This is a genomic window from Actinoplanes palleronii, assembly GCF_016862315.1.
Classification (GTDB): domain Bacteria; phylum Actinomycetota; class Actinomycetes; order Mycobacteriales; family Micromonosporaceae; genus Actinoplanes; species Actinoplanes palleronii.
Genome location: NZ_BOMS01000013.1, coordinates 55,973 through 75,059, shown reverse-complemented (window position 1 = coordinate 75,059; position 19,087 = coordinate 55,973). Strand labels below are relative to the sequence as shown.

The 19,087-nt window shown below is 72.0% G+C and carries 17 protein-coding genes; 5 read left to right on the top strand and 12 right to left on the bottom strand.

All coding sequences use genetic code 11. The annotated features are described in order from the left end of the window. The first annotated feature begins 94 nt into the window (after positions 1–94). Entirely contained in the window at positions 95–859 is a 765-nt protein-coding gene (locus tag Apa02nite_RS03670) for a DUF4097 family beta strand repeat-containing protein (protein ID WP_203823834.1), read from the top strand. On the opposite strand, the gene Apa02nite_RS03665 is transcribed toward Apa02nite_RS03670, so the two are convergent. The 8 genes from Apa02nite_RS03665 to Apa02nite_RS03630 all read right to left on the bottom strand — a co-directional run bounded on the left by Apa02nite_RS03665 (position 818) and on the right by Apa02nite_RS03630 (position 9,157). Next, complete coding sequence (locus tag Apa02nite_RS03665; protein WP_203823833.1) at positions 818–2,002, bottom strand: acyltransferase family protein; 1,185 nt, start codon at positions 2,000–2,002, stop codon at positions 818–820. The genes Apa02nite_RS03670 and Apa02nite_RS03665 overlap by 42 nt on opposite strands. Before the next feature lie 83 nt (positions 2,003–2,085). Then, complete coding sequence (gene era, locus Apa02nite_RS03660; protein WP_203823867.1) at positions 2,086–2,982, bottom strand: GTPase Era; 897 nt, start codon at positions 2,980–2,982, stop codon at positions 2,086–2,088. A gap of 866 nt (positions 2,983–3,848) precedes the next feature. Then, entirely contained in the window at positions 3,849–4,232 is a 384-nt protein-coding gene (locus Apa02nite_RS03655) for a cytidine deaminase-like protein (RefSeq protein ID WP_067684009.1), read from the bottom strand. Continuing rightward, entirely contained in the window at positions 4,225–5,589 is a 1,365-nt protein-coding gene (locus Apa02nite_RS03650; protein WP_067684012.1) for a hemolysin family protein, read from the bottom strand. Before Apa02nite_RS03650 ends, Apa02nite_RS03655 begins: the two co-directional genes overlap by 8 nt. A gap of 2 nt (positions 5,590–5,591) precedes the next feature. Continuing rightward, a complete protein-coding gene (gene ybeY / locus Apa02nite_RS03645) occupies positions 5,592–6,062 on the bottom strand; it encodes an rRNA maturation RNase YbeY (RefSeq protein ID WP_067684014.1) in 471 nt (156 codons plus the stop codon). 24 nt (positions 6,063–6,086) lie between these two features. Next, positions 6,087–7,160: a PhoH family protein gene (locus Apa02nite_RS03640; RefSeq protein WP_203823832.1), complete on the bottom strand. Its 1,074-nt coding sequence runs from the start codon at positions 7,158–7,160 to the stop codon at positions 6,087–6,089. Between the two features lie 267 nt (positions 7,161–7,427). After that, the gene (locus Apa02nite_RS03635) at positions 7,428–8,807 is read right to left on the bottom strand and encodes a serine hydrolase domain-containing protein (protein ID WP_203823831.1); all 1,380 of its coding nucleotides are present in this window, start codon (positions 8,805–8,807) and stop codon (positions 7,428–7,430) included. Continuing rightward, positions 8,804–9,157 carry an HIT domain-containing protein gene (locus Apa02nite_RS03630; protein ID WP_067684022.1) on the bottom strand — a complete coding sequence of 118 codons (354 nt, stop codon included), beginning with the start codon at positions 9,155–9,157 and terminating at the stop codon, positions 8,804–8,806. Before Apa02nite_RS03630 ends, Apa02nite_RS03635 begins: the two co-directional genes overlap by 4 nt. Positions 9,158–9,234: 77 nt before the next feature. On the opposite strand from Apa02nite_RS03630, the gene Apa02nite_RS03625 reads away from it, so the two are divergent. Both Apa02nite_RS03625 and Apa02nite_RS03620 read left to right on the top strand, forming a co-directional pair. Further along, positions 9,235–11,598: a beta-glucosidase family protein gene (locus Apa02nite_RS03625; protein WP_203823830.1), complete on the top strand. Its 2,364-nt coding sequence runs from the start codon at positions 9,235–9,237 to the stop codon at positions 11,596–11,598. Between the two features lie 62 nt (positions 11,599–11,660). Next, positions 11,661–12,443, top strand: coding sequence for a class I SAM-dependent methyltransferase (locus tag Apa02nite_RS03620; RefSeq protein ID WP_203823829.1), 783 nt, complete (start codon positions 11,661–11,663; stop codon positions 12,441–12,443). Positions 12,444–12,606: 163 nt separating this feature from the next. Here the strand turns inward: Apa02nite_RS03620 and Apa02nite_RS03615 are convergent, their stop codons facing one another. From Apa02nite_RS03615 to hemW, 4 genes are all read right to left on the bottom strand, one after another. Then, the gene (locus Apa02nite_RS03615) at positions 12,607–13,341 is read right to left on the bottom strand and encodes a 16S rRNA (uracil(1498)-N(3))-methyltransferase (protein WP_203823828.1); all 735 of its coding nucleotides are present in this window, start codon (positions 13,339–13,341) and stop codon (positions 12,607–12,609) included. A gap of 379 nt (positions 13,342–13,720) precedes the next feature. Beyond that, positions 13,721–14,860: a molecular chaperone DnaJ gene (dnaJ, locus tag Apa02nite_RS03610; protein ID WP_067684031.1), complete on the bottom strand. Its 1,140-nt coding sequence runs from the start codon at positions 14,858–14,860 to the stop codon at positions 13,721–13,723. Between the two features lie 34 nt (positions 14,861–14,894). Beyond that, positions 14,895–15,917, bottom strand: a complete 1,023-nt coding sequence (gene hrcA / locus Apa02nite_RS03605; RefSeq protein WP_203823827.1) for a heat-inducible transcriptional repressor HrcA — start codon at positions 15,915–15,917, stop codon at positions 14,895–14,897. 168 nt (positions 15,918–16,085) lie between these two features. Next, positions 16,086–17,288: a radical SAM family heme chaperone HemW gene (hemW, locus tag Apa02nite_RS03600; protein ID WP_157441080.1), complete on the bottom strand. Its 1,203-nt coding sequence runs from the start codon at positions 17,286–17,288 to the stop codon at positions 16,086–16,088. Between the two features lie 37 nt (positions 17,289–17,325). Between hemW and Apa02nite_RS03595 the strand changes: the two genes are divergently transcribed. Beyond that, positions 17,326–18,096 carry an enoyl-CoA hydratase-related protein gene (locus Apa02nite_RS03595; protein WP_067684043.1) on the top strand — a complete coding sequence of 257 codons (771 nt, stop codon included), beginning with the start codon at positions 17,326–17,328 and terminating at the stop codon, positions 18,094–18,096. An 84-nt stretch (positions 18,097–18,180) separates the two neighbouring features. Next, on the top strand, positions 18,181–19,029 hold the full coding sequence (locus Apa02nite_RS03590; protein ID WP_067684226.1) for a hypothetical protein: 849 nt from the start codon (positions 18,181–18,183) through the stop codon (positions 19,027–19,029). Positions 19,030–19,087: the final 58 nt, after the last annotated feature.

The following is a 19,087-nucleotide window of genomic DNA, read 5'->3' as shown; positions in this document are numbered from 1 at the left end:
CCCGGTGCCTACGACAAACCCTGACCCGGATCTCAGGGTCGTCTCCGGGACCAGACCGATGGCGCCCCGGGGACGGCGAAAATAGATTCAGCACATGAGCCGCACAGTTGCCCTCGTCCTCGCCGCCACCACGGTCGCCGCCCTGGCCGGCTGCGACGGCGTGGTCGGCGCCAAGATGACCTTCGACGACATCGAGAAGACGAAGGTCAGCGACATCGTGCTGACCGGCGGCAGCGGCGACGTGACGGTCACCACCGGCACCGTCACCGAGACCCGGATCAAGCGGGTGGTCCGGGGCGGCAACGGCTCCGGGCCGGCCTACCAGCTCTCCGGGACCACCCTGACGCTGCCCACCGACTGCGGCTTCGACTGCAGCATCAGCTACGAGATCCAGGCGCCCGCCGGGGTGAAGGTGCGGGGCGACCAGCGCTCCGGCCGGGTGGACCTGACCGGTGTCGGTGCCGTCGACCTGACCCTGACCTCCGGCGACGTCTCGATCGACGGTGCGTCCGCCCCGGTGAAGATCAAGGCCACCTCGGGCAACGTGAGCGTCATCGGTGCGCCCGGCGTCACCATGGAGGCCACCTCCGGCGACCTCGAGGCCCACGAGATCACCGGCCCGGTCACCGCCAAGGTCACCTCCGGCAACCTCGACCTGGATCTCGCCGCGCCGGCCTCGGTCACCGCGTCGGTGACCAGCGGCGACCTGACGCTGCTGGTGCCGGCCGGGAAGTACCGGATCAACCAGCACACCGCCAGCGGCGACGCGGAGATCGACGGCGTCACCAGCGACCCGGACGCGCCGAACGTGCTCGACCTACGCGCGCGCAGCGGCAACCTGACCGTCAGCGCCCTCTGACTCCAGCCCCGCGGAGGCGCCCTCCCGGGCGGGCAACACGGAGCCGCCTTCCCTGGCGGGCAACACGGAAGCGCCCTCCCGGGCGGGCAACACGGAGGTGCCCGCCCGGGAAGGCAGCGCGGAGGCGGGCCCGGTGGAGACGGGCGCGGGCGACACCGGCACCGGCAGGCGGCGGCCCGGCAGCAGGGCCGGCCGTCGTCCGCCGGCCACGTCCTCCACCCAGCCGAAGAGCGCCAGCGCCACCCCCAGCAGCCCGACCAGCGCGACGAACCGCCAACCCAGCCCGACCGGCCCGGCGATCGGCAGGCCGTGCCGCTCGCCGAACTGGGTGACCCCGACCAGGATCGGGATGTGCCACAGATAGATGCTCAGCGCGCGCGAGTTCAGCACGGTGAGCACCCGGTGGGCCCGGACCATCGGCGAGCAGCTCAACGCGACGAGCACGAACGCCGCGGACCAGAGCGCGTTGCCGATCGGGATGTCGTTCAGGTCGTAACCACGGCCGCTCGGATGGGTGGCGATCCAGGCGAGCCCGGGCAGGGCCAGCGCGGCGGCGATCCCGAACAGCCGCCGGCGCGGGATCCGGGTCAGCCACCCGTCGTGGTGGGCGAAGCCGAGCAGCCACGCGCCGCCGTAGAGGGCCAGGTCGCGGGCGATGGCGGGCAGTTCGGCGCCGGAGAGCTCGAGGGCGACCAGAACGCCGTACGGAATAAGCACCGTGACCAGCGGGAAGCGCCGGAACACCGTGAGCAGCAGCGGCGAGAGCAGGACGAACCAGAGGAAGTCACGCAGGTACCAGGCGTGGCTGAGCCCGGCCATCCACCAGCCGGTCGCCTGCGGATCGACGATCGGGAAGCCCCACAGCAGCAGGTGCACGTCGAACGGGGTGCCGGCGATCAGCATCGCCGGCACCGCGATCAGCAGGGCGAGCACCCAGAGTGAGGGCAGCAACCGGCGCAGGCGTCGCTCGACCGCCCACACTCCGAAACGGTCGAGCGACGCCGCCATCAGCGACCCGGCCAGCGCGAACATCACCGACATCGCCGGGAAGACGAGGGTCAGCGCGGTCCAGCCGGTGAGGTGATAGATCACCACCCGGACGGTGGCGATCGCGCGGAGCAGGTCCAGGTACCGGTTGCGCATGGCCAACCGTGATACCCGCTTTACAGCAAAGAGCGCAAATCTGGGTGAACTATCCCATAATCAAGGAATGTCCATTTATTGAGCTAGAAGCCCAGCTTGCGAAGTTGCTTGGGATCCCGCTGCCACTCCTTGGCCACCCGGACGTGCAGATCCAGATAGACCCTCGTGCCGAGCAGCTTCTCGATCTGCACCCGGGCCTTGGAGCCGACCTCCTTGAGGCGCGCTCCCTGGCTGCCGATCACGATCGACTTCTGGCTGTCCCGCTCCACGTAGATGTCCGCGAAGATCTTGGTCAGCTTGCCCTCGACCTGCATCTCCTCGACGATCACCGCGATCGAGTGGGGCAGTTCCTCGCGCACACCCTCGAGCGCCGCCTCGCGGACCAGCTCGCCGATCAGCACCTGCTCGGGCTCATCGGTGATGATGTCGTCCGGGTAGAGCTGCGGCGACTCCGGCATGTGCCGGACGATCGCGTCGACCAGGTTCTCCACCTGGTGCCCGGAGACCGCGCTGACCGGGATGATCTCCGCGAAGTCGTACAGCTGGGAGACCGTCAGCAGGCGCTGGGCCAGGGTCTGCGGGTTGACCAGGTCGACCTTGGTCACCACCGCGATCACCTTGGCCTTGAGCTCGCCGACCTCGGCCGAGATGAACCGGTCGCCACGCCCGATCGGCTCGTCCGCCGGGAAGCACACCCCGATCACGTCGGTCTCGCTCCAGGTCTCCCGGACCAGGTCGTTCAGCCGCTCGCCGAGCAGCGTCCGGGGCCGGTGCAGGCCCGGCGTGTCGACGAGCACGAGCTGCGCGTCCGGCCGGTGCAGGATGCCCCGGATGATGTGCCGGGTGGTCTGCGGCTTGTTCGAGGTGATCGCGATCTTCTGACCGATGATGGCGTTGGTCAGGGTCGACTTGCCGGCGTTCGGCCGCCCGACGAAACAGGCGAAACCAGCACGATAAACCCCGTCGTCCTTGCGGTCGATGGTCGCCGCCTTGTGGCGCGGTTTTCTTTCGGTACGAACGGCCAGCGCATCGGCGGGCGCTGCCGGAGCTCCGGTGCGCACCTCCGGAGTCGCCGGGGTGGCACTGCGGGGCCGCTCGGCAGACGGCGTGGTGCCGGCACGACGGGCGGGCGGGCTGGTGGGGCGCTCCGCCTTCGTCCCGGTGGGGCCGGCTGCGCGGACACCGCGCGGCCCGGAACCGGTGCCGCCTGCCGGGCCGCCCGGCTTGCGTCCCCGGGGGTCCGTGGTGCCGCCCTGCTTCTCGCGGCGGGCGTCCCGGCGCTCCTGACGCTTCAGTTCATTGCGCTCACCAGCGGTGAGACGGCGCTCGGCGGCGCCGGCGGGCCGTTCCTCGGGCGCGGGACGACGGTCGAACGCCGGGCGGCGCTCCCCCGACGACGACGGACGGCGGGCACCCGGCGACGGGCGGCGCTCCCCGGCCGTGGGGTTCCAGTCGCCGAGCCCGGGACGCCAGTTCCCCGAGGAGGGGCGGCCCCCGGTCGCGGGACGGTTCTCACCGGGCGCGGGACGACGGTCACCCGACGTGGGGCGACGATCTCCGGACGCGGGGCGGCGGTCACCCGACGTGGGGCGACGCTCCCCCGGCGCGGGACGGCGGTCACCGGAGGCGGGACGACGCTCCCCCGAAGCCGGACGGCGGTCACCGGAGGCGGGACGACGCTCCCCCGAAGCCGGACGGCGGTCGCCCGACGTGGGACGGCGCTCCCCCGAAGCCGGACGGCGGTCGCCCGACGTGGGACGGCGCTCCCCCGGCGCGGGACGGCGGTCACCGGACGCGGGACGGCGCTCGCCCGACGTGGGGCGGCGCTCCTCCGGCTGGTCGGCGCTCACGCGGTGACCGTGCCGAGCAGCGAGCCGGACGGGCCGGCGACGTGGATCGGGGCATCGGCGGCCAGGTCACGCACCGCGGCGTGCCCGGCGCCGTCCAGCGCGGTCGCCTCGGTGACCACCGCGGCGGCTTCGATCTTCGTGGCGCCGGAGGCGGCGGCCTGGGCCACCGCCAGCTGCAGCGCGGTGACGGTCAGGCTGGGCAGGCCGACCGAGGCGGACGCGTACGTGCGGCCGTCCTGGTCGCGGACCGCGGCGCCCTCGGCCGCACCCACCCGGGCGCGGGAGCTGCGCGCCAACGTGACGAGCTTGGCGTCCTCGGCGCTCAGCGGGGCACCGTCCGTGCCGGGCACGGCGGTGGCGGCGAACTTCTGGTCAGGCATCAGCGGGAAGTCTTTCCTCGTTCTCGGCTTGCTTGTTCTTCGCAACGTTCTCAACTCTGTCGCCGGCGGGCGACTCCGGTCGCACCCGGTGCACCAGCACCGAGTCGATCCGGTTCCGCCGGCCCGTGGTGCCCTCGGCGATCAGGTGCAGGCCGCCGACGTCGGCCGAGGCGCCCGGGATCGGCACCCGGCCCAGCGTCTGCGCCAGCAGGCCGCCGACCGTCTCCACCTCGTCGGCGGGAAGTTCCACGCCGAACACCTCGCCCAGATCCTCGATCGGCAGGCGCGCGGCGACCCGCACCGCGCCGTCCTCGACGTGCTCGATCGGCGGGCGTTCCACGTCGTACTCGTCGGTGATCTCGCCGACGATCTCCTCGAGGATGTCCTCGATGGTCACCAGGCCGGCCGTTCCGCCGTACTCGTCGACGACGATCACCAGGTGATTGCGGGCCGCCTGCATCTCGGAGAGCAGGTCGTCGACCGGTTTCGACTCCGGTACGAACGTCGCCGGGCGCATCGCGTCGGCCACCGCCTGCGCGGCCGCCGCCGGATCGCCGTTCTGCGTCCGCCGGATCACGTCCTTCAGGTACAGCACGCCGAGCACGTCGTCGACGCTCTCGCCGATCACCGGGATCCGCGAATACCCCGAGCGCAGGAACAGGTACAGCGCCTGCTGCAGGGTTTTCGGCGCCTCGATCCACACCATCTCGGTCCGCGGCACCATCACCTCGCGGGCGATCGTGTCACCCAGCGCGAACACCGAGTGGATCATCTCGCGCTCGCCGTGCTCGACGACGCCCCGCTCCTCGGCCAGGTCGACCAGCTCGCGCAGCTCCACCTGGCTGCCGAACGGACCCTCCTTGAACCCCTTGCCCGGGGTCACCGCGTTGCCGATCAGGATCAGCAGCGAGGCCAGCGGGTTCAGCACCCGGCCCAGCCAGCGCACCAGCGGTGCCGCGGCGCGGCCCACCGCGTACGCGTGCTGCATGCCCAGCGTGCGCGGCGCGACACCGACCACCACGAAGCTGACCAGGGTCATCGCGCCGGCGGTGACCAGCGCGGCCCGCCAGCCCACCCCCCAGCTGTCCACCGCGACCAGCGCCACCAGCGTGGTGGCGGTCAGCTCGCAGAGCAGCCGGAGCAGGAGCAGCAGGTTGACGTAGCGCACCACGTCGGAGGCGACCGCGGTGAGCGCGCCGGCGCCCCGCTTGCCCTCCCGTTCCAGCTCGCTCGCCCGGGCCGCGGAGACCGTGGCCAGCGCGGCGTCGGTCATCGAGGCGAAGCCAGCCAGCAGCACCAGCCCGACCGCGAAGGAGATCAGTTGGAAGTCCGGAAGGCCGGCCGAGGCGGGATCCACGATCAGCCGGCTTTTCGGCCGGCGCGCCAGCTCTGCAGGAGTTTGGCCTGCAGAGCGAACATCTCGCGCTCCTCGTCCGGCTCGGCGTGGTCGTAGCCGAGCAGGTGCAGCGCGCCGTGCACGGTGAGCAGGTGCAGCTCGTCGGCGGGCGCGTGCCCGGCGGCGGCCGCCTGCTTGGCGGCCACCTCCGGTGCCAGCACGATGTCACCCAGCAGGGCCGGCTCACCGGCGCCGGACTCACCCGGGCCGTGGTCGACACTGCCCTCGTCCATCGGGAACGCGAGCACGTCGGTCGGCCCGTCGCTGCCCATCCAGCGGTGGTTCAGCTCGGCCATGTAGTCGATGTCGACCAGCAGGATGGACAGCTCGGCGAGGGGGTTGACCCCCATCTCGTCGAGGGCATGCCGGGCAACCGCGAGGATCGCGTCGGTGTCGACCTCGACTCCCGACTCGTTGGCGATCTCGATGGACATAGTGGTGCGATTACCCCTTGCGAATCAATGCCGTCGCTGCGGGCGGCCGGTCGCGGCCCGCCCGGGCACGGCATGGACGGAATTAGCGGACTGTTGCTCCTGCTCGGCGTCGAACCGCGCGTACGCGTCCACGATCTCCGCGACCAGCTGGTGGCGCACGACGTCGGAGCTGGACAGCTCGGCGAAGTGCACGTCGTCCACGCCGCGCAGGATCTCCCGGACGACCTTGAGCCCGCTGCTCGTGCCACCGGGCAGGTCGACCTGGGTCACGTCACCGGTGACCACGATCTTCGCCCCGAACCCGAGCCGGGTCAGGAACATCTTCATCTGCTCGGGCGTGGTGTTCTGTGCCTCGTCCAGGATGATGAAGGCGTCGTTGAGCGTGCGGCCACGCATGTAGGCCAGCGGGGCCACCTCGATGGTGCCCGCCGCCATCAGCCGCGGGATGGACTCCGGGTCGAGCATGTCGTGCAGGGCGTCGTAGAGCGGCCGCAGGTACGGGTCGATCTTCTCGGTCAGCGTGCCGGGCAGGAAGCCGAGCCGCTCACCGGCCTCGACCGCGGGCCGGGTCAGGATGATCCGGCTCACCTGCTTGGCCTGCAGCGCCTGCACGGCCTTCGCCATCGCCAGGTACGTCTTACCGGTACCGGCCGGGCCGATCCCGAAGACGATGGTGTTCTGGTCGATGGCGTCGACGTAGTGCTTCTGCCCCAGCGTCTTGGGCCGGATGGTCTTGCCCCGCCGGGACAGGATGTTCAACGTGAGCACCTCGGCGGGACGCTCGGAGGTGTTCGCCTCGAGCATCCGCAGGGTACGGCGGACGGCGTCAACGCTGAGCGTCTCGCCCTTCTCGATGAGCTCGACGAGCTCGGAGAAGAGACGCTCGGCGGTGGCGTTCTCCGCCGGCTCGCCGGTGATGGTGATCTCGTTGCCGCGCACGTGCAGGTCACTGCGGAGGGTGCGTTCGAGGAGTCGGAGGATCTCGTCCTTGGCGCCGAGCAGGTTCACCATGATCTTCGGGTCGGACACCGAGATCTTGGTCTGCGCCCGCACCGGGCTGGACGAGCCAGTGCTGGAAGGGTTCGGCGTACCGGTCATAGGGCGGCCCAACGGGCCTACGCCACCTGCTCTCGTACTAGGCGTCGTCCCGGCTTGGGGCGGCGTGCTCAAGGATCGTGCCATCCTATCCGCTCGCCCGCCCCACCGCCGATGCCATTATCGGCGGGCCGTACCGCAGATCACCCCGCAGCGTGTGAAGTTACGGCGCGCTCCGCACCCAAAGTCCCCACACACACCGCGAACCCCCGCAGCGTGTGAAGTTACGGCGCGCTCCGCACCACAACTTCACACGCAGGCCCTGGGCGGTCAGAGGCGGGGACCGGGGCCGTCCGAGGCCGGACCGCCGTCGAAGCCCTCCTGCAGGCGGGTGAACCGGTACGTCGCCCAGTGCATCCGCACCACGGCACCCCGCTCGTCCCGGGTCATCCGGAGCAGCTCGCCGGACTCGCGCCCGGACGCCGTACGCAAGACGTCGGCCTGGTCCGGCAGCGGCCGGAAGATCGCCGGAGGTTTCTCCGCGGACGCCTCGGCGGCCCGGGCCTGCAACTGCCCGTCGTGCCAGGCGAAGACGAACTCGGAGCCCTCGCTCCACCAGCGGCCCAGCATCGACCGGTAGGCCGGCGGCGCCGGTGCGGCCGCCCGCCACGGCCGGATCTCCGCCGGGTCGGCCTCGACCGCGAGCCGCAGCAGCTCGTGCGCCAGATCGATGGTCTGCCCGGCGGTGCCGGAGGAGCCGAGGACGGCGCAGCCCAGCCCGCCCGGGTTGCCCTCACCGCCGCGCCGGCCGTAGACGCCGGCCAGGAAACCGGGCATGGCGCCGTCGTGACCGACGTGCACCACCCGGTTGCCCTCCGGGCAGAGGATGAGGCCGAGACCGAAACCGATCGCCCAAAGCGACTCGTCGGTGGTCGTCGACGGCCAGCGCATCTCGTCGAGGGTGGCCGCGTCGAGGACCCGGTTCACCCCCGGGTCGGCCAGGAAGGCGGCCCACCTGGCCATGTCCGAGGCGGTGCTCCAGAGCTGCGCGGCCGGCCCGACCCCGCCGAGGTCGACCGGCGGTTCCGGCCGGGCCGCGTCGGAGTACGCGTCGACCAGGTAGCCGACCGCCGCCTCGGCGGGCCGGTCGACGGTGGTGTGGCCTAGGCCGAGCGGGGTGAGGATCCGCTCGGTGAGGATCTCCGCCCAGGTGCCGCCGCGGAGCTTCGCGACCAGGTGGCCGAGCACCGCCAGCCCGAGGTTGGAGTAGTGGTAGCGGCGGGCGTTGGGCAGCACCCGCTCGGCCCGGTCCAGCTCGGCGAGCAGGCGGCCGGCGTCCGGGGCGACCAGGGTGTCCCACACGTCGCCGTACGGTTCGCGCTGGTAACCCGCGGTGTGCGAGAGCAGCCGGCGGATCGTGGCGTCGCCGTGCGCGGGCACGTCGAGATAGCGGGAGACCGGCTCGTCGAGGTCGAGCAGCCCGTCGTCGCGGGCCTGCATGACCAGCACCGCGGTGAAGGTCTTGGTGACCGAGCCGATCCGGAACCGGCTGTCCGGCCCGAGCGGGTGGTCCGGGTTGCCGGACTCACCGACCGTGAACGTCCAGGGTTCCCGGTCGGCGCGGTGCAGCGCCACGGTGAGCGCCGGGATGCGCCCGTCGGACTGGGCCCGGCGGACGGCGCGTTCGTAACGGGTCTGTGGCACGGTCACTTGCCGGCCAGCATCGGGCCGAGCGGAGCGCCGCCCACGACGTGCGCGTGCACGTGGAAGACCTCCTGGCCGCCGTGTGCGCCGGTGTTGAAGATGACCCGGAAGCCGTCGCCGGTCAGGCCCTCGGCCTCGGCGACCGCGGCCGCGGTGGCCAGCACGTCGGCGGCGGCGGACGGGTTCGCGGTGGCCAGGGCGACCACGTCGGCGTGGTGCTCGACCGGGATCACCAGGACGTGGGTGGGCGCCTTGGGGTCGATGTCGCGGAACGCCAGGGTGGTCTCGGTGCGGTGCACGACGGTCGCGGGAATCTCGCCGGCGACGATCCGGCAGAACAGGCAGGAGTTATCCACCTGTCGGATCTTATGCGGGCCGGATGTGGGCTTGAATGGTCCCGGACCTACCTCTCTGCCGTTGGGAGCGCTCTCACATGACCGACATCGATCACCTTCTCGACCGGCTGACGCTGGACGAGAAGGTGTCCCTGCTGACCGGACAGGACTTCTGGTCACTCCCCGCGATCCCGCACATCGGACTGCGCTCCCTGGTGATGTCGGACGGCCCGGTCGGCGTCCGGGGCACCGGCTGGGCGCCGGAGGACCCGTCGATCGCCCTGCCCAGCCCGACCGCGCTGGCCGCCTCCTGGGACCCGGAGCTGGCCGCCGAGGCGGGCCGGCTGCTCGGCCAGGAGGCCCGGCGCAAGGGGGTGCACGTGGTGCTCGGCCCGACGGTCAACCTGCACCGCACCCCGCTGAACGGCCGGCACTTCGAGTGCTACTCGGAGGATCCGCTGCTCACCGGCGAGATCGCGGTCGGCTTCGTCCGCGGCGTGCAGGAGCACGGCGTGGGTACCACGGTGAAGCACCTGGTGGGCAACGACTTCGAGACCGACCGGATGACCGTGGACGTGCGGATCCCGGAACGGGCGCTGCGCGAGCTCTACCTGGCGCCGTTCGAGCGGGTGGCCGAGGCCGGCGGGTGGGGCGTGATGAGCGCCTACAACGCGGTCAACGGCGAGTCGATGGCGCAGAACGGCCGGCTGCAGGACGAGATCCTCAAGCGCGAGTGGGGCTTCGACGGGGTGGTGGTCTCCGACTGGCGGGCCGCCCGGGACACGGTCGGCGCCGCGCTCGGCGGCCTGGACATCGCCATGCCGGCGATGGACAACCCCTGGGGCCCGGCACTCGCGGAGGCGGTCCGGTCCGGGCAGGTGCCGGTCGAGGTGATCGATGACAAGGTACGGCGGGTGCTGCGCCTGGCGGCCCGGGTCGGAGCCCTGGACGGCTTCCCCGCGGTGACCCCGCCGGCCGCGGTCGACGGCGCCGCGGTCGCCCACCGGGTGGCCGCCCGGTCGTTCGTGCTGGCCCGCAACGACGGCGTACTGCCGCTCGCCGGGCGGCACCTGCGGGTGGCGGTGATCGGTGCCCTGGCCCAGGACGCCCGGGTGCTCGGCGGCGGCAGCGCCCAGGTGGTCCCGCCGCACGTGATCTCCCCGCTGGACGGGATCCGGGCGGTGTTCGACGAGGTCGGCTACGCGATCGGTGCCGACCCACGGCCGTTCCTGCCGGCGGCACAGGGCCCGGAGTGGTCCGCGTTCCGGATCGACCTCGGCACCTACCGGTTCGAGGTGCCCACCGCGGCGGTGCGCTGGCTCGGCGACCCGCCCGGCGGGCTGGCCGTGCACGACATCACCCAGCTGGAGCTGTCCACCACCTACACGCCGCCGGTCGCCGGCGAGCACGTGTTCGCGATCTCCGGCTTCGGCACGTTCGAGCTGACCGTCGGTGATCAGAAGCTCTACCAGGGTTCGCTGCACCCGCCCGGCACCGGCCGTGCCGACCTGCTGCTGCACCCGCGCGAGCAGCGGTTCACGGTCACCCTGCCGGCCGGCGAGCCGGTCGCGGTGACGCTGCGGCAGAGCTTCGAACCGGGTACGGCGCACTCGGCCGGCACCACGCTCGGCCTGCGCCCACCCGGCCCGGACGCGGACGGCCTGATCGCCGAGGCGGTCGCGCTGGCGGCCCGCTCGGACGTGGCAGTGGTGGTCGTCGGCACCACCGAGCAGGTCGAGTCGGAGGGCTTCGACCGTACGTCGCTGGCGCTGCCCGGCCGGCAGGACGAGCTGGTGGCCCGGGTGGCGGCGGTCAACCCGCGCACGGTCGTGGTGGTCAACGCCGGCTCGCCGGTGCTGCTGCCGTGGGCCGACGAGGTGGCCGCGGTGCTGCTCACCTGGTTCCCCGGGCAGGAGGCCGGCGCGGCGCTGGCCGCCGTACTGCTCGGCGAGGAAGAACCGGGCGGACGGCTGCCGACCACCTGGCCGCGGCGCGAGGCGGACTGCCCGGTGCTGGCGGTCGAGCCTCGGGACGGCTTCCTCGCGTACGAAGAAGGGGTTTTGATCGGTTATCGAGGGTGGAAAGAGCGGCCGCTCTACGCGTTCGGATCCGGTCTCGGCTACACCACCTGGGCCTATGACCACCTCGTCGTGGAGGCGGACGAGGCGGTGGTGACGCTGACCAACGGCGGGGAGCGGGCCGGGCGCGAGGTCGTACAGATCTACCTGGCCCCGCTCCAGGACGGTCCGGTGCCGCGGCCCGAGCGGTGGCTGGCCGGGTTCGCCCCGGTGGAGGCCGGCCCGGGCGAGACGGTCACGGTCCGGATCCGGCTGCCGGAACGGGCCTTCCAGGTGTGGGACGACGGCTGGCGCACCCTGCCCGGCCGGTACGCGGTGACCGCCGCGCACGCCCTGGACGATCCACGGCGGACCATCGAGATCGAGAAGGAGGGGTCAGCCTGACCTCACGGCCGGACGCGCCGGGCTCGTCAACCGTCTAGTTCGGAGCGATCTAGGTTGAGGCGATGACCACGAGTGAGCGCGGACAGGTCTTCGGCGAAGTGGCGGACGACTACCACGAGGTGCGGCCCGGCTATCCGGCGGAACTCGCCCCCGAACTGCTGACACAGGCCGGGGGCGGCCCGGTGCTGGAGGTCGGTGCCGGCACCGGGAAGGCGACCGCCGCGTTCGCCGCCCTCGGCGCCGATCTGACCTGCCTGGAGCCGGACCCGCGGATGGCCGCGGTGCTGCGGCGGACGGTGCCGGGCGTGCCCGTCGTGGAGACCACGTTCGAGGACTGGGCGCCGGACCGCGCCTACCGCCTGCTGATCAGCGCCCAGGCCTGGCACTGGGTGGACGAGGACCGCCGCAGCGAGCTGGCCCACGCGGCGCTCGCCCCGGGCGGGCTCTTCGCACCGTTCTGGAACGTCTTCGTGGTCGTCGACCGGACCCTGCACGCCGCGCTGGCCGAGGTGGACGCCCGGCACGGTCTCACCGAGGAGCACACGCCGCACCGCCTGTTCGCCGGCGACGTGCCCGCCGAGCCTCGCCCGGCCGCCGAGGAGTGGGCGTTCCTGGCCCTCCCGGACGAGCTGTTCACCGAGCCGCGCACGCTGCGGTACCGGTCACGCCGCAGCTACCCGGCCGCGCTCTACCGCCGGCACCTGGAGTCGATCTCGGTGTATCGAGCGCTGCCGGCCGCCGCGGCCGAGGCCGTGCTGGACGACACGGTCGCGGTGCTCGAGGCGCACGGCGGCACGATCGACTTCCACGTCTACACCGACGTCGCCCTGGCCCACCGCCGCTGACCACTCCCCGGCTGGCCCACAGGGGTGTGTCGAGGGCCCCGAGGCACCCCTGAGAGCCAGCCGACGACCCGGCGCCCGACCCGCGACCCGGCTGGGCCGCAGGGGTGTGTCGAAGGGACTGAGACACCCCTGAGAGCCAGCCGACGACCCGGCGCCGGACCCGCTACCAGCGGTGGAGGCGGGTGGAGAGGACGGCCAGGGCGGCTACGCCGGCGGTGGAGGTGCGCAGGACGGCGCTGCCCAGGCGGACCGGGACCGCGCCGGCGTCGCGGAACGTGGCCACCTCGGCGTCGCTGACGCCGCCCTCCGGGCCGACCACCAGCACGATCTCGCCGGCGGTGGGCAGGGCCGCGGTGGTGAGGCGTTCGGTGGCCTCCTCGTGCAGGACGAACGCGGCGGCCGCGGCGGTGAGCCGGGCCGCGACCTGCTTGGTGGAGCAGTCCGGATCGCCGGCGACCAGCGGCAGCCACGAACGGCGGGCTTGTTTGGCGGCCTCGCGGGCGGTCGCGGCCCACTTGTCGCGGGCCTTGAAACCGCGGTCGCCGCGCCACTGCGCGACCGACCGGGACGCGGCCCACGGGACGATCTCGTCGACGCCGGTCTCGGTCATCGCCTGGACGGCCAGCTCTCCCCGGTCACCCTTGGCGATGCCCTGCACCACGACGAGTCTCGGGTCGGTGGCCGGCTCGGCGGCGCGCTGCCGGACCGCCACGTCGATGCTCCCCCGGCCGACCGCGGTGACCTCGGCGGTCGCGGTGCCGCCCCGGCCGTCGGCGAGGATCAGCACCTCACCGACCCGGAGCCGTTGCACGGTGGCGGCGTGATGCCCCTCCGGACCGTCGAGGGTGAACGACGACCCGGCGGGCAGATTCTCGACCAGAAACAGCGGTGCGGACACCCCCGCACGCTACCGCCAGGCCGGAGCGGGCAAGCGTGCGCCCGCAGTGCCCGGCGAGCGTGTGAAGTTGCGGCGCGCAGCGCACCGAAAGTCCCCACGCAAGCACCACACACGGCGAGCGTGTGAAGTTGCGGCGCGCAGCGCACCGAAAGTCCCCACGCAAGCACCATGCACGGCGAGCGTGTGAAGTTGCGGTGCGGTGCGCACCGAAAGTCACCACGCTGGGGTTGGCTCTGACCGGGACCACACGCGGACGTCGCCCCGGAGGGCTTCGCGTTCTGGACGCGCCAGCGGCCAGCGAAGCCCGCAGGGGTCCCGGCGGGAGCGACGATCCGCACCACAGCGGACGCACGACAAAAAGATCTTGAAGTTGATCTTTCTAGTGGCCGTTGAAGGCGTCGCGCATCCGGCTGAAGAAGCCGCCCTGCTTGCTCAGCTCGGCCACGTCCTCGCCGCGGGTCTTGGCGAAGTCGCGGAGCATCCGCTCCTGGTCGGCGGTGAGCTTGGTGGGCGTCTTGACGTCCAGGTGGACGAAGAGGTCACCACGGCCCTGACCGCGCAGGTGCGGCACGCCCTTGCCACGGATCCGCAGCGTGCTGGCCGGTTGCGTGCCCGGTTTGACCTCGATGTTCTCTTCGCCGTCGAGGGTCTTGATGGTCATCCGGGTGCCGAGCGCGGCCGCCGTCATCGGGAGCGTGACGCGGCAGTGCAGGTCGTCGCCCTTGCGGGAGTAGACGTCGTGCGGGCGCTCGTGGATCTCGACGTAGAGGTCACCGGCGGTGCCGCCGCCCGGGCCGACCTCGCCCTGCTGCGCGAGACGGATCCGCATGCCGTCCTCGACGCCCGCCGGGATCTTCACCGTGAGCGAGCGGCGGGTGCGGATGCGGCCGTCGCCGGCGCAGGTCGGGCACGGGGTGGGGATGACCGTGCCGTGACCCTGGCAGTTCTGGCACGGGCGGGACGAGACCACCTGGCCGAGGAACGTGCGCTGCACCGACTGCACCTCGCCACGGCCACCGCAGACCTCGCAGGTGGCCAGGTGGGTGCCGGGCGCGGTGCCGGCGCCGGAGCACTGGGTGCAGAGCACCGCGGTGTCGACGGTGATCGGCGCCTCGACGCCGAACGCGGTCTCCACCAGGTCGAGCTCGAGGCGCAGGATGGCGTCGGCGCCGGGACGGGTCCGCGGGCGCGGGCCACGGCTGCCGCCGCCGGCCGCGGTGCCGAAGAACGCGTCCATGATGTCCTGGAAGCCGACGAACGGGCCGGCGCCGCCGGGGCCGCCACCGGGCGCGCCGCCACCGGGCGCGAGGGGGTCACCGCCCAGGTCGACGATCTGCCGCTTCTGGTCGTCGGAGAGGACCTCGTACGCCGCGTTGATGTCCTTGAACTTCTCGTGCGCCTCCGGATCGGGGTTGACATCCGGGTGGTACTGCCGAGCCAGTTTGCGGTAGGCGCGCTTGATCTCGTCGTCGGTGGCTTCCCGGCTCACGCCGAGAATTCCGTAGTAGTCCTTGGCCACGGGGTTTGGAGTCCTCAATGTCTGCGCGAATCCGTCAATTCTGTGCCAACAGGTCGCCAACGTAGCGTGCGACTGCACGAACCGTGGCGATGGTGCCGGGATAGTCCATCCGGGTCGGCCCCAGCACGCCGAGCCCACCGACGATCGTGGCGCCCGGTCCGTAACCGGTGCTGACCACGGACGCCGACCGGAGATTGTCGATCTCGTTCTCGTCGCCGATCCGGACCCGGGTGGTGCTGGGCTCGAGGTCGCCGATCAGCTTGAGCAGGATGACCTCTTCCTCCAGCGCTTCGAGTACGGGCCGCAGCGTGCCCTGGAAGTCCAGCACACCGCCACGCGTGAGGTTGGCCGTCCCGGCGAGTGCGAGGCGCTCCTCACTCCGCTCGACGAGCGTCTCGAGCAGCACGGTGGCGAGGCAGATCATGCTCCCACGGCGCTCCGGCGCACACTCGTCGACGAGTATCTGCACCAGCGGCGGGGTGTCGGCGAGCTTCTGACCGGCCAGTTTCTCGTTCACCCGGCGGCGCAGCTCCCACACCTCGCCCTCCGGCAACGGGGCCGGCAACTCGACCAGGCGCTGCTCGACCCGGCCGGTGTCGGTGATCATCACGAGCATCAGCCGGGTGGTGGAGATCGGGACGAGCTCCAGATGACGCACGGCGGACTTGGAGAGACTGGGATATTGCACGACCGCGACCTGGCGGGTCAGCTGGGCGAGCAGGCGGACCGTGCGATGCACCACATCGTCGAGGTCGACCACGCCGATCATGAAGCGCTCGATCGCGCGGCGCTCGGCCGGGCTGAGCGGCTTGACCCGGGTGAGCCGGTCGACGAAGAGCCGGTAACCGAGGTCGGTGGGCACCCGGCCGGCACTGGTGTGCGGCTGCCGGATGTAGCCCTCCTCCTCCAGCACCGCCATGTCGTTGCGCACGGTGGCTGAGGAAACGCCCAGCTGATGCCGCTCGACCAGGGCTTTGCTGCCGACCGGCTCGCGGGTTTTCACATAGTCCTCGACGATCGCCCGCAGGACTTCGAGCTTGCGGTCATCCAGACTCATATGACCCCTCCCTCTGGCACTCCCGCGGACAGAGTGCCAGTCTACGTCTCCACTGCCTGCAGCGCGATGATCGAAAGGACCGACCGCCGCGGTTCTTGGTCAGGGACGGAACCGAACAGTACGGTCCGCCGCCACGAGCGGGCTAGAGAGAGCGCCGGGTTGGCATGGTCACGGGAGCACGTCCCGGATCACCGCGTCGGCCAGCAGCCGCCCGCGCAGCGTGAGCACGAGCCGGCCGGCCGAGAACGCCGCCGGGTCGAGCAGGCCGTCGGCGAGCGCCTGAGCGGCGGCCGCGCCCTCCACCCGGTCCAGCGCGATGCCCTCGCGCAGCCGGACCCGCAGCATCACGTCCTCGACGTGCTGGTCCTCGGCGCTGAGCAGCTCCCGCCCGTGCCCCGGTGAGACGCCGTCGGCCAGGCGTTTCGCGTACGCCGACGGGTGCTTCACGTTCCACCAGCGCACCCCGCCGACGTGGCTGTGCGCGCCGGGGCCGAGCCCCCACCAGTCCGCGCCGGTCCAGTAGAGCAGGTTGTGCCGGCACTCCCCGCCCTCGCGCGCCCAGTTGGACACCTCGTACCAGCCGAAACCGGCCGCGGTCAGCGCCTGCTCGGCGGCCAGGTAGCGGTCGGCCGCGACGTCGTCGGACGGGTACGGCAGCTCGCCCCGGCGCATCCGGACCGCCATCCGGGTGCCGTCCTCGACGATCAGGGCGTACGCGCTGACGTGATCCACCCCGGCGTCCACCACGGTCTGCAGCGAGCGCGCGAAGTCGTCGGCGGTCTCCCCCGGCGTTCCGTAGATCAGATCCAGGTTCACGTGCTCGAACCCGGCCTCCCGGGCCTCCAGCGCGGCCTCCGGCGCCCGGCCCGCGGTGTGTTTGCGGTCGAGCACCCGCAGCACGTGCGAGGCCGAGGACTGCATGCCGAGCGAGATCCGGGTGAAGCCGGCTGCTCTCAACTGCTTGAGCGAGGCGAGGTCCACCGACTCGGGGTTCGCCTCGGTGGTCACCTCGGCGTCCGCGGCCAGCCCCCAGGTGCGGTCGATCCCCTCCAGGATCCGGCCCAGGTCGGACGGGCTGAGCAGGGTCGGTGTGCCACCGCCGACGAAGACCGTGTCGACCCGGCGCGGCTGCACCACCTTGGCGGCCAGGTCCAGCTCGCGCAGGACGGTCGCGGCGTACTCGTCCCGGCTCGCGCCGCCGCCCAGCTCACTGGCCGTGTACGTGTTGAAGTCGCAGTACCCGCAGCGGCTGGCGCAGAACGGGACGTGGACGTAGACCGCGAACCCGTTCGCGCCCACGTCACGGGTCGCCTCGTCGGGAAGTGACCCGTCAGCGGGTACGGGTTCACCATCAGGGAGTGCGCCGGCCATCCGCCAAGTGTGCCTGGTGCCGGTTAGGGTCCCGGACATGAGTCTGGTCCTTACCGCCACCGACGCCGGGGTGACCACCCTGACGCTGGACAGCCCGGCGAATCGCAACGCCCTGTCCCGTGCCCTGATCACCGAACTGCTCGCCGCGCTCGGCGCCGCGGCCGCCACCCCGGAGACGCGGGTGGTGGTCCTGTCGCACACCGGCCCGGTCTTCTGCTCCGGCGCCGACCTGAAGGAGACCGCCGCCACCCGGCCCGGCGAGCGGCTGCCGGTCGAGCTGATGGCCGACCTGCTCGCCGCGATCTGGGAGTTCCCCAAGCCGGTGGTGGCCCGGATCGCCGGGCCGGCCCGGGCCGGTGGGCTGGGCCTGATCGGCGCCGCCGACCTGGCGGTCTGCACCCGGGCCGCGACGTTCGCGTTCACCGAGGTGCGGCTCGGCGTGATCCCCGCGGTGATCAGCGCCACCGTGCTGCCCCGGCTGGCGCCCCGGGCCGCGGCCGAGCTCTACCTCACCGGCGACGTCTTCGACGGGGACCGGGCCGCGGCGATCGGGCTGGTCACGGCCGCGGTGCCGGAGGAGGACCTGGACACGGCGGTCGCCGCCTACTGCGCCTCGCTCATTCGCGGCGGTCCGCTCGCGCTGGCCGGGACCAAACAACTTCTCCGGCGTACGAGGTCGGAGTCGATCCGCACCGAACTGGCCGAACTGAGTGACCGTTCAGCCGGATATTTCACCTCGGCGGAGGGCCGGGAGGGAGTTTCCGCACGTCAGGCCAAGCGCGACCCGAATTGGGTGCCATCGCCCTGAACAACACGCTCCGCACAGTCACGGTGATCTTCGTGCGCGCGTTGATTAGTGTTGGCGTCCGGCGGCGAAGGAGGTGTGGTGCGGGTGAAAACGGTCATCGGGGTTTTGGCCTCGCTCGCCCTCATCGCCGTGGTCAGCGTGATCATCGTGCTGCACAAGGTCCCGGGCGCGATCACCCTGCCCCGGATCGGCCCGGAGTGCACGGTGCGCGCCGACGGTGAGGTCACCCTCGACTCGGTGCAGATGGCCAACGCCGCGACCATCGCCGCGGTCGGCATCCGCAAGGAGATGCCCGAGCAGGCGGTGGTGGTCGCGCTCGCCACCGCCTTCCAGGAGTCCAAGCTGGAGAACCTGGACGACGGCGACCGCGACTCGGTCGGCCTCTTCCAGCAGCGCCCCAGCCAGGGCTGGGGCACGTTCGACCAGATCAAGAACCCGAGGTACGCGGCCAGCAAGTTCTACACCGCCCTGAAGAAGGTGAAGGGCTGGGAGGACATGCGGGTCACCGACGCCGCGCAGAAGGTGCAGCGCTCGGCGTACCCGAACGCGTACGAGAAGTGGGCCGACGAGTCCCGGGTCCTGGCCCGCGCGCTGATGGGCCTGGCCACGGGCGCGGTCGAGTGCACCGTCACCGGCGACCCGGTGGTGCGGGGCGCCGCCGCCGCGACCGCCCTGGTGGCCGGGCTCAAACTGGACTGGGGTAAGAAGCTCGACCTGGTCGGCAAGGAAGCGGCCGGCTTGACGGTTTCGGTCAGCAACGCCAGCAGCGGCTGGCGCTATGCCCACTGGCTGGTTTCCCACGCCTCAGGCACCGGCCTCGAACGGGTACGTTTCGGTGACTTGGAGTGGCACGCCGGAGACGGAAAGTGGCAGCAAGTAACCACCGCCGTGGCGGGCGACGACCGGCGCGTCGTCGCCGAAGTCTTCAGTTGACAACACTCTCCGCAACTTTCGGTGACTTTCGGTAATTCACCCTGCTGAGAACGCGAAT